14 protein-coding genes are annotated in these 12,140 nt (G+C 60.7%); 10 read left to right on the top strand and 4 right to left on the bottom strand.

Annotation, left to right across the window (positions count from 1 at the left end; genetic code table 11):
- Positions 1-15 precede the first annotated feature (15 nt).
- Positions 16-369: a PilZ domain-containing protein gene (locus B3Q33_RS08470; RefSeq protein WP_272961549.1), complete on the bottom strand. Its 354-nt coding sequence runs from the start codon at positions 367-369 to the stop codon at positions 16-18.
- Between the two features lie 68 nt (positions 370-437).
- Entirely contained in the window at positions 438-2,105 is a 1,668-nt protein-coding gene (gene ettA, locus B3Q33_RS08465) for an energy-dependent translational throttle protein EttA (RefSeq protein WP_035244986.1), read from the bottom strand.
- A 241-nt stretch (positions 2,106-2,346) separates the two neighbouring features.
- Here ettA and glyA point away from each other — a divergent pair, with 241 nt between their 5' ends.
- The 3 genes from glyA to nrdR all read left to right on the top strand — a co-directional run bounded on the left by glyA (position 2,347) and on the right by nrdR (position 4,555).
- A complete protein-coding gene (gene glyA, locus B3Q33_RS08460; protein ID WP_035244985.1) occupies positions 2,347-3,603 on the top strand; it encodes a serine hydroxymethyltransferase in 1,257 nt (418 codons plus the stop codon).
- A 66-nt stretch (positions 3,604-3,669) separates the two neighbouring features.
- Positions 3,670-4,026 carry a four helix bundle protein gene (locus tag B3Q33_RS08455; RefSeq protein WP_035244984.1) on the top strand — a complete coding sequence of 119 codons (357 nt, stop codon included), beginning with the start codon at positions 3,670-3,672 and terminating at the stop codon, positions 4,024-4,026.
- Between the two features lie 58 nt (positions 4,027-4,084).
- On the top strand, positions 4,085-4,555 hold the full coding sequence (gene nrdR, locus B3Q33_RS08450; RefSeq protein WP_035244983.1) for a transcriptional regulator NrdR: 471 nt from the start codon (positions 4,085-4,087) through the stop codon (positions 4,553-4,555).
- Between the two features lie 82 nt (positions 4,556-4,637).
- Here nrdR and B3Q33_RS08445 read toward each other — a convergent pair whose 3' ends face one another.
- Complete coding sequence (locus tag B3Q33_RS08445) at positions 4,638-5,573, bottom strand: sodium-dependent bicarbonate transport family permease (RefSeq protein WP_035244982.1); 936 nt, start codon at positions 5,571-5,573, stop codon at positions 4,638-4,640.
- Positions 5,563-5,769, bottom strand: a complete 207-nt coding sequence (locus tag B3Q33_RS08440) for a hypothetical protein (protein WP_272961546.1) — start codon at positions 5,767-5,769, stop codon at positions 5,563-5,565. Before B3Q33_RS08440 ends, B3Q33_RS08445 begins: the two co-directional genes overlap by 11 nt.
- A gap of 95 nt (positions 5,770-5,864) precedes the next feature.
- Here B3Q33_RS08440 and B3Q33_RS08435 point away from each other — a divergent pair, with 95 nt between their 5' ends.
- The 7 genes from B3Q33_RS08435 to thiL all read left to right on the top strand — a co-directional run.
- Positions 5,865-6,833, top strand: a complete 969-nt coding sequence (locus tag B3Q33_RS08435) for a LysR family transcriptional regulator (RefSeq protein WP_198030603.1) — start codon at positions 5,865-5,867, stop codon at positions 6,831-6,833.
- A 10-nt stretch (positions 6,834-6,843) separates the two neighbouring features.
- Positions 6,844-7,974: a bifunctional diaminohydroxyphosphoribosylaminopyrimidine deaminase/5-amino-6-(5-phosphoribosylamino)uracil reductase RibD gene (ribD, locus tag B3Q33_RS08430; RefSeq protein ID WP_035245500.1), complete on the top strand. Its 1,131-nt coding sequence runs from the start codon at positions 6,844-6,846 to the stop codon at positions 7,972-7,974.
- A gap of 113 nt (positions 7,975-8,087) precedes the next feature.
- Positions 8,088-8,753 carry a riboflavin synthase gene (locus B3Q33_RS08425; RefSeq protein ID WP_273009832.1) on the top strand — a complete coding sequence of 222 codons (666 nt, stop codon included), beginning with the start codon at positions 8,088-8,090 and terminating at the stop codon, positions 8,751-8,753.
- 218 nt (positions 8,754-8,971) lie between these two features.
- Positions 8,972-10,081, top strand: coding sequence for a bifunctional 3,4-dihydroxy-2-butanone-4-phosphate synthase/GTP cyclohydrolase II (gene ribBA, locus B3Q33_RS08420; protein ID WP_035244978.1), 1,110 nt, complete (start codon positions 8,972-8,974; stop codon positions 10,079-10,081).
- A 134-nt stretch (positions 10,082-10,215) separates the two neighbouring features.
- Complete coding sequence (ribE, locus tag B3Q33_RS08415) at positions 10,216-10,686, top strand: 6,7-dimethyl-8-ribityllumazine synthase (protein WP_035244977.1); 471 nt, start codon at positions 10,216-10,218, stop codon at positions 10,684-10,686.
- Positions 10,687-10,746: 60 nt separating this feature from the next.
- Complete coding sequence (gene nusB, locus B3Q33_RS08410; protein ID WP_272961543.1) at positions 10,747-11,199, top strand: transcription antitermination factor NusB; 453 nt, start codon at positions 10,747-10,749, stop codon at positions 11,197-11,199.
- A gap of 40 nt (positions 11,200-11,239) precedes the next feature.
- Positions 11,240-12,140 (top strand): thiamine-phosphate kinase (gene thiL, locus B3Q33_RS08405; protein ID WP_286827481.1); only part of this gene is annotated, 901 nt, incomplete at its 3' end.

Below are 12,140 nucleotides of genomic sequence, written 5' to 3'. Positions count from 1 at the left end.
GGCGATTCCGGTTAGCTAACGTGGGAGCAGGTCGCTGGGGTTGTCTTCACCCTCATCCCCCTGGTGCAGCATGACCAGACGGCGCAGATGCTGCATGTCGTCCACGGAAGGACGGCTGAACATGATGCCGATTTCCAGGCCTTGCTGACGTTTCACGGTGCCGGGCAGGGTCAGGTGAATGTCCGAATCTTCCAGGGTAATGGTCAGGGTGACCGGCGAGGCATCGGGCAGGGCCAACGGCTGGCTGCTGTGCACCTGGGCGCCCATGACGGACAGGTCCGCCAGTTCTACCGCAACGGTATCCTGCTGAAAGATCAGTGTGGCTTCGCCATCAAAGGCAACGCGGTTGGCCCGGCGCCGTTCATTCATGTTGTTATGTCCTTGTTAATCCCCGCACCCCGGCGACGCTCCTGCTGCCGGGGTGACCCTCTCTCGTCTTACACCTCGATACGTTTGTATTTCATGCGCTTGGGCTGCAGAGCGTCGTCACCCAGTTGCTTGCGCTTGAACTCCTCGTACTCGGTATAGGAGCCTTCAAACCATTCTACCCGTGCATCCCCCTCAAAGGAGAGAATATGGGTCGCCACCCGATCCAGGAACCAGCGATCGTGCGAAATCACGATGGCACAGCCGGGGAAGGCCAGCAGGGCTTCTTCCAGGGCCCGCAGGGTTTCCACATCCAGATCGTTGGTGGGCTCATCGAGCAGTAGCACGTTGGCGCCCTGCTTGAGGAGTTTGGCAAGGTGCAGACGGTTTCGTTCCCCGCCAGACAGATCGCCGACCCGTTTCTGTTGGTCGCCACCCTTGAAGTTGAACCGGCCCAGGTAGGCGCGGCTGGGAACTTCGTAGTTGCCGATCTTGAGAATGTCGTTGCCCTCGGACACTTCTTCCCAGACGGTTTTCTTGCTGTCCAGGTCCTCGCGGCTCTGGTCCACATAGGCCATCTGTACGGTGTCGCCGGTAACGATTTCACCGCTATCCGGGGTTTCCTGGCCCGCCAGCATGCGGAACAGGGTGGTTTTACCGGCACCGTTGGGGCCGATAATGCCGACGATAGCACCACGGGGAATCTGGAAGCTCAGATCTTCGTAGAGCAGTTTGTGGTCGAACTGCTTGCCCACGCCGTGCAACTCGAAAACCTGCTCGCCGAGACGGTCACCCGGTGGGATATAGAGTTCCTGGGTTTCGTTGCGTTTCTGGAATTCCTGGCTGGCCAGCTCTTCGAACGCGCTCACCCGGGCCTTGTTCTTGCTGCGCCGGCCCTTCGGGTTCTGGCGCACCCATTCCAGCTCCTTCTCCACGGTCTTGCGGTGGGCCGATTCGGATTTGGCTTCCTGCTCCAGGCGTTTTTCTTTCTGTTCCAGCCAGGAGGAGTAGTTGCCTTTCCAGGGGATGCCTTCGCCGCGGTCCAGTTCCAGAATCCATTCGCAGGAGTTGTCCAGGAAGTAACGGTCGTGAGTCACCGCCACCACGGTACCGGGAAACTCGTGCAGGAAGCGCTCCAGCCAAGCCACGGACTCTGCGTCCAGATGGTTGGTGGGCTCATCCAGCAGCAGCATGTCAGGGGCGCTCATGATCAGGCGGCACAGGGCCACCCGGCGGCGCTCACCACCGGACAAATGCTCGACGCTGGCGTCCCAGGGTGGCAGACGCAGGGCATCGGCGGCGATTTCCAGCTTGCGCTCCAAATTATGGGCATCGCTGGTTTCGATGATGGCTTCCAGCTTGGCCTGCTCGGCGGCCAGCTTGTCGAAATCCGCATCTTCTTCCGCATAGGCAGCATAGACTTCGTCCAGCCGCTGCTGGGCGCTGAGAATCTCGGACAGGGCTTCTTCGACGATTTCGCGGACATTCTTGCTTGGGTCCAGCTCCGGCTCCTGGGGCAGGTAGCCGATATTGGTGCCCGGCTGCGGCCGTGCTTCACCCAGATAATCCTTGTCCACCCCGGCCATGATGCGCAGCAGGGTGGATTTACCCGACCCGTTCAGGCCCAGCACGCCGATCTTGGCGCCGGGGAAGAAGGACAGGGAGATGTCTTTGAGAATGTGCTTTTTCGGCGGGACAACCTTGCCCACCTTGTCCATGGTGAAGATGTACTGGCTCATAAACTCCGACCGCAGTGTCATTGAGTGTACGGGGCCCGGCGGGCCCCGTCGGAATGGCGCCTAAGCTAACGGAAAGCGCCTCTGAGTGAAAGGCCGCCGGGTCTTCCCGGGGAGGCGGGTGGAGCCGAACGGCGGATGAGATGACCGGCAGGTTCCCATGAGTCGACTTCATGTGTCTTTGCGGTCGGTTTTGGTTAGAATATGCGCCCCCGAATCCACCAATGACTCCGTAGGGTAGCCCATGTTCCCGAAATCCATGTCCATCGCCGAGTTCGATCCGGAAATCCAGGCGGCCATTGAGGCCGAGGAAGTTCGCCAGGAAGAGCATATCGAGCTGATTGCCTCTGAAAACTACGCGTCTCCACGGGTCATGGAAGCCCAGGGGTCCGTGCTGACCAACAAATACGCGGAAGGCTACCCGGGCAAGCGCTATTACGGCGGTTGCGAGAATGTGGATGTGGTCGAGCAGCTGGCCATCGACCGGGCCTGTGAACTGTTTGGCGCCGATTGGGCCAACGTACAGCCGCATTCCGGTTCCCAGGCCAACGGTGCGGTCTACATGGCCATGCTGCAGCCGGGCGACACCGTGCTGGGCATGAGCCTGGACGCCGGCGGTCACCTGACCCACGGTGCCAAGCCCAACTTCTCTGGCAAGACCTACAACGCGGTGCAGTACGGCCTGAACAACGACACCGGTCTGATCGACTACGAGCAGGTGGAAGCCCTGGCTCGTGAGCACAAGCCGAAAATGATTGTGGCCGGCTTCTCTGCCTATTCCCAAGTGGTGGATTGGCAGCGTTTCCGCGACATCGCCGACGAAGTGGGTGCCATCCTGCTGGTGGACATGGCCCACGTGGCCGGCCTGGTTGCTGCGGGTGTCTACCCGAGCCCGGTGGGCATTGCTGACATCACCACCACCACTACCCACAAGACGCTGGGTGGTCCCCGTGGCGGTCTGATCATGGGTAAGGCCAACGAAGCGATTCAGAAGAAGATCAACTCCGCGGTATTCCCCGGTGGCCAGGGTGGCCCGCTGGAGCACGTGATTGCCGCCAAGGCGATCTGCTTCAAGGAAGCCATGCAGGCTGATTTCAAAGGCTACCAGCAGCAGGTAGTGAAGAACGCCCAGGCCATGGCCAGCGTGTTCATCGAGCGTGGCTTTGATGTGGTTTCCAACGGCACCGAAAACCACCTGTTCCTGCTCAGCCTGATCAAGCAGGACATCACCGGTAAAGATGCGGATGCCGCCCTGGGTAGCGCCAACATCACAGTGAACAAGAACGCCGTCCCCAACGACCCGCGTTCCCCGTTCGTTACCTCCGGCCTGCGCATCGGCTCCCCGTCCATCACTCGTCGTGGTTTCGATGAAGCCGACGCCAAGGAACTGGCCGGCTGGATTTGCGACATCCTCGATAACATGGGCGATGAGTCTGTGATCGAGACCGTGAAGGGCAAGGTGAAGGAGATTTGTGCGCGGTTGCCGGTGTATGAGCGCTAGAAGATGAGTTGACAGTTGACAGTGGATAGTTGACAGCGAAAAGCGAACAAATACGTAGGGTCACGGATGACGACGAGGTATGCAGCGCGGGAGAAATCCCGCGCTTTTGCTTTGCGGATGATAAAGGTTTATCAGTATCTACAAGAGCAGAAGCGAGAATTCATATTAAGTAAGCAATTGCTGCGCAGTGGAACAGCAATTGGAGCCTTGGTCAGGGAAGCTGAGCAGGCTGAGAGTCGTGCAGACTTCGTGCATAAGCTGTCTATCGCTCTCAAAGAGGCTAATGAAACGGAATATTGGCTGGAGTTATTGACGGAGTCCGGCTATTTGGAGCCTTCGTCTGGTCAGTCAGTTATGGCTGACGCCAAAGAGCTAGTAAAGATATTGACGGCAATTATCAAAACCACCAAAACGCGCAGATAAACGGGTTTCAAGGTTTTAGCTGTCAATTGTCAACTATCAACTGTCAACTGGGGTTTCCATGTATTGCCCGTTCTGTAGCGCCCAAGACACCAAAGTGATCGACTCGCGTCTGGTCGCGGATGGCGGGCAGGTGCGTCGTCGGCGTGAGTGTCTTAGCTGTAACGAACGCTTTACCACCTTTGAAACGGCGGAGCTGGTGATGCCGCGGCTGGTGAAGTCCGATGGCACCCGTCAGCCGTTTGACGAAGCCAAGTTGCGGGCCGGCATGTTGCGGGCGCTGGAGAAGCGGCCGGTGAGCATGGAGGATCTGGAGGCGGCGATCAGTCGTGTCTGTCACCGCTTGCGCGCCACTGGGGAACGTGAGTTGCCGGCCCGGGAGCTGGGTGAGTTCGTGATGGAAGAGTTGCAGCAACTGGACGATGTGGCCTATGTGCGTTTCGCGTCCGTGTATCGCAGCTTCCAGGATATCTCCGAGTTTTCCGCAGAAGTAGATCGCCTGCGCGGAAGAAGTGACAAGAAAGACGACTAGTCTTTTCGTCAGGTTGAGCATCGAAAAGCCACCGGTCACAGGGCGTGACCGGTGGCTTTTTTCGTTGTGTTGCGAGCGAAGCTCAGCTGCCATGCAGCCATTGAGCAAGCAGCAGATACAGCGGGATACCTGCCAGCACATTGAACGGAAAGGTAATGCCCAGTGACGCGGCCATGGACAGGGTGGCGTTCGCCTGGGGCAGGGCGACGCGCATGGCTGCGGGCACCGCGATGTAGGACGCGCTGGCGCCCAGGACGGCCAGCAGGGTGATGCCGCCCACCGACAGCCCCAGACCGTGGCCCAGCAGGGCGCCAAGTCCGCCGGCCAGCAGCGGCATGAAGATGCCGAAGGCGGTCAGGAACGGGCCGTCTTGCTTGAGAGCGCCCAGCTGTTCCGTGGTAATCAGCCCCATCTTAAGCAGGAACAGCGCCAGGGCGCCCTGGAACAGGTCCATGAAGAAGGGGGAAATCTTGGTCAGGCTATCGCCGGCGAAGGCACCGATCAGCAGGCCGCCCACCATCAACACGATCCCCGGGCTGAGCAGGGTTTCATGGGCAAGCTGGCGGCTGGCCAGGCCGGCAGACAGCCCCTTTGCCAGCACCAGGCCGACGATGATGGCGGGAATCTCCAGCAGTACCACAAACAGCGGGAAGTAGGGCTCGTAGGCCACGCCAGCGGCATCCAGCACTGCCACGGCGACAGCGTAGGTGGCCACACTGACGCTGCCGTAATGGGCGGCAATGGCGGCCGCGTTGACCCTGTTCAGGCCGCCCACATAGCGTAGCAGCGGGAAGGCCAGTAATGGCAGAACCACGCCGAACCCCACCACCAGTAACGATTCCTGGACGATTCGCAGGCTGGCATGTTCCGCCAGGGCGGCGCCGCCCTTCAGGCCGATGGCCAGTAGCAGAAACAGGGTCAGGGTCTGATAAAGGCCGCCGGGAAAGGGAAGACGAACCTTCAATATGCCGGCGGCCAGCCCCAGCACGAAGAAAAGCACTACCGCATCAAGCTGCATAGCTATCCCCGCCTTGCTGGTCACCGGTGGCGACGGCCGGGTTGCGCCCTGCCAGCCATGCCAGGGGCAGCAAGGCGATGCCGATTACCCCCAGTGGAATGCCGGCGTGCCCGTTGGCGATGAGGGCCGTGGCCAGGCCAAGGTTGATCAGGGCAACGAAGAGAATGAAAAAACGCTGTCGGGTGTGTTGTGGCATGGGACCTCCGGGTGAAATCGGAGGCCATTATCAGAGAGAGAAAGATTAGATAAAAATAGATACTATCTAGGTTTGATATAGATAAAGGTCTAATCATGAGCCGGTTACATGCCCGCGTGGGTACCCTCAGACAACTGGAAATCCTGCTGGCAGTGCATGAGGCGGGTACCGTGACCGGGGCGGCGGAAACGCTGCATCTGACGCAGCCCACAGTATCCATGCAGTTGCGCAAACTGGTTGATGCCATGGGCATGCCGCTCTACCAGCAACAGGGTCGCAAATTACGCTTTACCGATGCGGGGCTGGCGGCAGTGGCCAGTGCCCGTCGGGTTATGGAGGAGTTCGAGCATCTGGACATGACCCTGGCGGACCTGCGCGGACTCAAGGCCGGGACACTGCGCCTGGCGGTGGTCACCACGGCCAAGTATTTCGTGCCCCATCTACTCGGGCCCTTCTGTGCCCTCTATCCCGGCGTGGAAGTGTCTTTCCATGTGGGCAACCGTGAGCAGATTATCGAGCGGCTGGAGCAGGGGCTGGATGATTTCTGTGTCTTCAGTCATGTTCCCGGTGGGCGCCCGCTGATCTCCAGCGCCTTCCTGGATAATCCGCTGGTGGCCATTGCCGCGGAAAACCATCCGCTGGCTCGCCGTAACCATCTGACCCTGGATGACATCGCCAGCGAGCCCTTTCTGATGCGCGAACCTGGTTCCGGTACCCGTCACGCCATCGAGCATTATCTGCAGCAGCAGGGCAAACAGCTGAATGTGAAGATGACCGTGGAAAGCAATGAAGCCATCCGCCATTCGGTGATGGCCGGGCTGGGTATTTCCATTCTCTCCGCCCATACCCTCAATCTGGGCGGTTGGGTGGGGCTGGCGCCGCTGAAGGTGGTCGGCCTTCCCATTGTGACCCAGTGGTACCTGGTGCGGCCTTCCGGGAAAAAACTCTCTATCGTGGCGCAGGCGTTCCAGCAGTTCATGGCGAACGAGGGCAAAGCGGTGCTGGCGGATTTTGTCGAGGATGCAGATCGCTTTGTTGCGGCACCGGACGCCGGCATCCAGTAGAATGCCAGCCATGTTTACGCGTCTGGATCATCAATATATGGCCCGTGCCCTGCAGCTGGCAGAGCAGGGGCTCTACACCACCGACCCCAACCCGCGGGTGGGGTGCGTGCTGGTGCGCGATGGTGAGATTGTCGGGGAAGGGTTTCATGCCCGTGCCGGCGAGCCCCATGCGGAGCGTCATGCCATGGCGGAAGCGGGTGATCGGGCTCGCGGGGCCACTGCCTATGTGACTCTGGAGCCCTGTTCCCACACCGGCCGTACCGGGCCCTGCGCGGATGCGCTGGTGGCCGCCGGGGTGGCCAGGGTAGTGGTGGCCATGGAAGACCCGAATCCCCAGGTAGCCGGTAATGGCATGCAAACGCTGGCGGCAGCGGGTATTGAAACCGCGTCCGGCTTGCTGGAAGCCGACGCACGGGCGCTGAATCCCGGCTTTATCTCGCGTATGACACGCCAGCGGCCCTACCTGCGCATCAAGATTGCCGCCAGTGTGGATGGTCGCACGGCCATGGCCAGCGGCGAATCCCAGTGGATTACCGGCCCTGCGGCTCGCGAGGATGTGCAGCGCCTGCGTGCCCGCAGCTCTGCGGTGATTACCGGTGTCGGCACCGTGCTGGCGGACCGGCCTTCCTACACGGTTCGCCCGCAGCAGTGGGCCCTGACTGACTATCAGCAACACTCTGGGGGCAGTGACCGCGTGCGCCAGCCCTTGCGGGTGATCCTCGATCGTACCCTGCAAACCCCGCCGGGTGTGCCGGTAGTCAGCGCCCCGGGGCATTGCCTGCTGGTAGCCGGGGAGCAGCACCCGGGGCGGCAGAATGCGCTGGAGTCCGCCGGTGCCGAGGTGATGCTGCTGCCCGCCTCCGGGTCCGGGATCGACCTGCAACAGTTACTGATCGAACTGAACCGGCGCGAATGCAACGAAGTACTGGTAGAATGTGGCGCCACGCTGGCCGGGGCCTTCGTTCGCGAGGGGCTGTTCGACGAGTTGATCGTCTATATGGCGCCGGCCCTGCTGGGCTCATCGGCCCGTCCATTGCTGGGGTTGCCGCAACTGGCCAGCATGAGCGAGAAGGTGTCGCTGCAGTGGCAGGACGTGCGGCAGGTGGGTAATGACCTGCGGCTGACGCTGGTTCCGGCGTGATGGAATTTCGCCGTAGGAGCGGCGCTTGAGCCGCGAAGCGCTTCGGCAAGGTTCCCGCAGTTGGCTTCGCGGCTCAAGCGCCGCTCCTACAGCCTGAAATAACGAGGTTTTCCATGTTTACCGGCATTATTGAAGCCATGGGCCAGGTCGCGGCCATGACCCCGAAGGGGGGCGACGTGACCTTGTTGATCAAGAGCGACGCGCTGGACTTTTCCGATGTGCAGCTGGGTGATTCCATCGCCGTCAACGGCGTCTGCCTGACGGCCACGGCCCTGCCCGGTGGTGCCTTCGAGGCGGATGTATCCGGGGAAACCCTGTCGCTGACGTCACTCAAGCAGATTGCCGTGGGCAGCCAGGTAAACCTGGAAAAGGCCCTGACGCCGACCACCCGGCTGGGCGGTCATCTGGTCAGTGGCCACGTGGATGGCCTGGGCAAGATCGTGCAGATGAAGCAGGATGCCCGCTCGGTACGCATCGATATCGAAGCGCCGGCGGAGCTGGCCCGCTACATCGCCCACAAGGGCTCGATCACCGTGGATGGCATCAGCCTGACGGTGAACAGCGTGGACGGTGCGGTCTTTTCCCTGAACATCATCCCCCATACCCAGGATGTCACCACCATTGGTCAATGGAGGGTGGGGACGCCAGTGAACCTGGAAGTTGATATAATCGCCCGCTATCTGGAGCGCCTGTTGCTGGGCGACAAGGCCGCCGAGCCGAATGCGGAAGGTATCTCTATGGCATTTCTGGCCGAAAACGGGTTTTTGAAAGGCGGCTGAAGCCGCCAGTAACAAGCCGCAAGTGACAAGCTTCAACGCGATAAAAGCGGGTTGCCATCAATTGCAGGCTGGAGTGCGCCAACATCGCGGCGTACCGGAAAGACAGGGTTCGCACTGGTTTTCCTTGTAGCTTGCGGCTTGTAGCTTGCAGCTCATCACCGGTGAAAAATGCAGAGGAAGTGCCGTTTGCTTCCACGCTAAATAGGTCGAGTACCACTATGCAGCTCAACAGTATTGAAGAACTGATCGAAGATATTCGCCAGGGCAAGATGGTTGTCCTGATGGATGATGAAGACCGGGAAAACGAGGGCGATCTGGTGATGGCCGCCGAGCATGTCACCGCCGAGGCAATCAATTTCATGGCCCGCTACGGCCGTGGCCTGATCTGTATGCCCATGTCTCGCGAGCGCTGTGAGCTGCTGGAACTGCCGTTGATGGTACAGAGCAACGGCAGTGGTTTTGGTACCAAGTTCACTGTCTCCATCGAGGCCCGTGAAGGGGTGACCACCGGGATTTCCGCTGCCGATCGTGCCCGCACGGTGCAGGCCGCCGTGGCCCGCAATGCCCGCGCCTATGACATCGTCCAGCCTGGCCACATTTTCCCGTTAATGGCCGAGCCCGGTGGCGTGCTGCGGCGTGCCGGTCATACCGAGGCATCCTGTGATCTGGCCATGCTGGCCGGTTGCGAGTCCGCCGGGGTGATCTGTGAGGTGATGAACGACGATGGCTCCATGGCCCGCCGCGAAGACCTGGAAGTGTTCGCCAAGGAGCACGAGCTGAAGATTGGCACCATTGCCGATCTGATTCAGTATCGTGCGCTCAACGAGAAAACCATCGAGCTGATGTCCGATAACACCCTGGATACCTGGTACGGTGATTTCCGTCTGGTCGCCTTCCGCGACACCGTGGATGGCCTGACCCATGTGGCCCTGGTCAAAGGTGAGATCAGCGAAGACAAGGAAGTGACCGTTCGGGTGCATCAGGTGGATCCGCTGCGAGATCTGATGAGCGCCAAGATGAATGGCCGCACCGGCTGGAACATGCATCGCGTTCTGGAATCTGTCTCCCAGGCGGATGCCGGCGTGGTGATTATTCTGGGTCAGGATTATGAATCCCAGGATACCGTGGAGCGGCTGGAAGCCTTCTTCGGCGGCACTGCCAGCAAACCCAAAGGGGAATCCCGTGCCTACCGCAACATCGGTACCGGCTCCCAGATTCTCAAGGCCCTGGGGGTGCGCAAGATGCGCCTGCTCAGCTCGCCGATGAAGTTCAATGCGCTCAGTGGTTTCGATCTGGAAATCACCGAGTATGTGGAAGCAGATAGTTGAGATAAGTCGGACGTCTGAAGTTTGGCGTCGGACGACAATTTCAAGAGCGTCAGACGTCCGACTTTCGACGTCCGACTGCAAGTTAAATACTGAGTCGGTCGCCGTGAGCCACCGGCACTGACAGGAAGGCAAGCATGCAAAACATCAAAACCCTGGAAGGCACTCTGAACAATGTGGGCGGTCGTTACGGTATCGTCGTTGCACGTTTCAACAGCTTTGTGGTGGAAGCCCTGCTGGAAGGCGCGGTGGATGCGCTGGTCCGTCACGGTGTCAGCCCTGATGATATCGAGATCATCCGTGTCCCCGGTGCCTGGGAGATGCCGGTGGCAGTGAAGAAGGTCATCGAAAAGCGCGATTACGATGCAGTGATCACCCTGGGTGCGGTGATTCGCGGTGGCACCGCCCACTTCGAATATGTGGCCGGCGAAGCAGCCAAAGGCATTGCCGCTGTCCAGAACGCCACAGGCGTACCGGTGGTCTTCGGTGTGTTGACCGTGGACACCATTGAACAGGCCATCGAACGTTCCGGCACCAAGGCTGGCAACAAGGGTGCCGAAGCGGCCATGAGCGCGCTGGAAATGGTCTCCCTGTTTAAGGCACTGTAATTATTCGGGACGCGGCGCGGGGCGCAGGCGTCCCGCACCACTTCCTGACGTTGAGGCAGCATGAACAATCCTTCCACACCCAGTGCCCGCCGCAAGGCGCGCCGATTCACCATGCAGGCCCTGTATCAGTGGCAGCTGGCGGGTGCCGCCGTGAGCGACATCGAAGCCCAGTTCCTGGCTAACCAGGATTTTGCCAAGGCAGATCGCGAGTATTTCCATGACCTGCTGCACGGGGTGCCGGCCCAGGTGAAAGAGCTCGACGAGCTGCTGACGCCCTATCTGGATCGTCGGGTAGAAGAACTGTCCCAGATCGAGAAAGCGATCCTGCGCCTCGGCGCCTACGAGCTGAAAGAGCGCCTGGATGTGCCCTATCGGGTGGTGATCAACGAAGGCATCGAACTGGCCAAGGTGTTCGGTGCCGACGATTCCTTCAAGTACGTCAACGGCGTGCTCGACAAGCTGGCGCGCAAGCTGCGTTACCAGGAAGCCGCAGAACGTCCTTTCCGCGATTGAGCGGGTGCGCGCAGGGCTCTCTGCGCGCTATGCTTCTCCCATGACAGACACCTCGACGCTGCAGACGCTGGATGAATTTTCCCTGATTCGGCGTTACTTTCATCGCCATGGTCACCACGGTCCGGATGCCGGCGTGGTGCTTGGCCCCGGTGACGATGCGGCGATTCTGACTCCCCCCGCCGGTCAGCAACTGGTGATGACCCAGGACACAAGCCTGGCCGGGCGCCATTTTCCTGACGACATGGATGCCGCTGATGTGGGCTACCGCTGCCTGGCGGTGAATCTGTCCGACCTGGCGGCCATGGGCGCCGACCCCCTCTGGTTTCTGCTCTCGCTGACCCTGCCCGACGTGGATGAAGCCTGGCTGGCAGGCTTTGCCGATGGCATGTTTACACTGGCCGACCAGGCCGGCATCTCCCTGGTGGGGGGCGACGTGACCCGGGGCCCGCTGTCCGTCTCCATTCAGGCCACCGGGGCAGTGCCGCCGGGGCAGGCCCTGCGCCGTGATGGCGCGCAGGCGGGCGATCAAATCTGTGTGGGCGGTGTCACCGGCGCAGGCCTGCTGGGTTTACAGCAATGGCAGCAAGGAATGCGCAGCGGTGTCGCTATCGATCACTTCCGACGTCCGTCTCCACAACTCAGCCTGGGGCAGGCGCTGCGGGGACGTGCCACGGCCTGCATCGATATCTCCGACGGGGTGCTGGCGGACCTGGGCCATATTCTGGCCGCATCCGGTAGTCTGGGGGCCTGTTTGCAGGAAGACGCCTTGCCGCTGGGCAATGCTGTGCTTGCCGGTTGCAGCGATGCAGAGCAACGTAGGCTGCAGCTCCAGGGCGGCGATGATTACCTGCTACTTTTTACCCTGCCAGCGCAGGAAAGCCTGCCGCCGGGCTGCTATTGTCTGGGCACGGTGGAGCGGCAGGCGGGCCTGCGACTGGCAG

The sequence above is a fragment of the Alcanivorax sp. UBA3183 genome (assembly GCF_002364155.1).
In the GTDB taxonomy this organism is placed as follows: Bacteria; Pseudomonadota; Gammaproteobacteria; order Pseudomonadales; family Alcanivoracaceae; genus Alcanivorax; species Alcanivorax jadensis.
Note: the sequence above shows the minus strand (reverse complement) of the source record. Positions and strands in the feature narration are given on the sequence as shown.

Excerpts from the sequence above, each read along its gene's own strand:
- B3Q33_RS08470 (WP_272961549.1), bottom strand. The coding sequence starts at position 369 with ATGAATGAACGGCGCCGGGCCAACCGCGTTGCCTTTGATGGCGAAGCC.
- ettA (WP_035244986.1), bottom strand. The coding sequence starts at position 2,105 with ATGAGCCAGTACATCTTCACCATGGACAAGGTGGGCAAGGTTGTCCCG.
- glyA (WP_035244985.1), top strand. The coding sequence starts at position 2,347 with ATGTTCCCGAAATCCATGTCCATCGCCGAGTTCGATCCGGAAATCCAG.
- B3Q33_RS08455 (WP_035244984.1), top strand. The coding sequence starts at position 3,670 with ATGACGACGAGGTATGCAGCGCGGGAGAAATCCCGCGCTTTTGCTTTG.
- nrdR (WP_035244983.1), top strand. The coding sequence starts at position 4,085 with ATGTATTGCCCGTTCTGTAGCGCCCAAGACACCAAAGTGATCGACTCG.
- B3Q33_RS08445 (WP_035244982.1), bottom strand. The coding sequence starts at position 5,573 with ATGCAGCTTGATGCGGTAGTGCTTTTCTTCGTGCTGGGGCTGGCCGCC.
- B3Q33_RS08440 (WP_272961546.1), bottom strand. The coding sequence starts at position 5,769 with ATGCCACAACACACCCGACAGCGTTTTTTCATTCTCTTCGTTGCCCTG.
- B3Q33_RS08435 (WP_198030603.1), top strand. The coding sequence starts at position 5,865 with ATGAGCCGGTTACATGCCCGCGTGGGTACCCTCAGACAACTGGAAATC.
- ribD (WP_035245500.1), top strand. The coding sequence starts at position 6,844 with ATGTTTACGCGTCTGGATCATCAATATATGGCCCGTGCCCTGCAGCTG.
- B3Q33_RS08425 (WP_273009832.1), top strand. The coding sequence starts at position 8,088 with ATGTTTACCGGCATTATTGAAGCCATGGGCCAGGTCGCGGCCATGACC.
- ribBA (WP_035244978.1), top strand. The coding sequence starts at position 8,972 with ATGCAGCTCAACAGTATTGAAGAACTGATCGAAGATATTCGCCAGGGC.
- ribE (WP_035244977.1), top strand. The coding sequence starts at position 10,216 with ATGCAAAACATCAAAACCCTGGAAGGCACTCTGAACAATGTGGGCGGT.
- nusB (WP_272961543.1), top strand. The coding sequence starts at position 10,747 with ATGAACAATCCTTCCACACCCAGTGCCCGCCGCAAGGCGCGCCGATTC.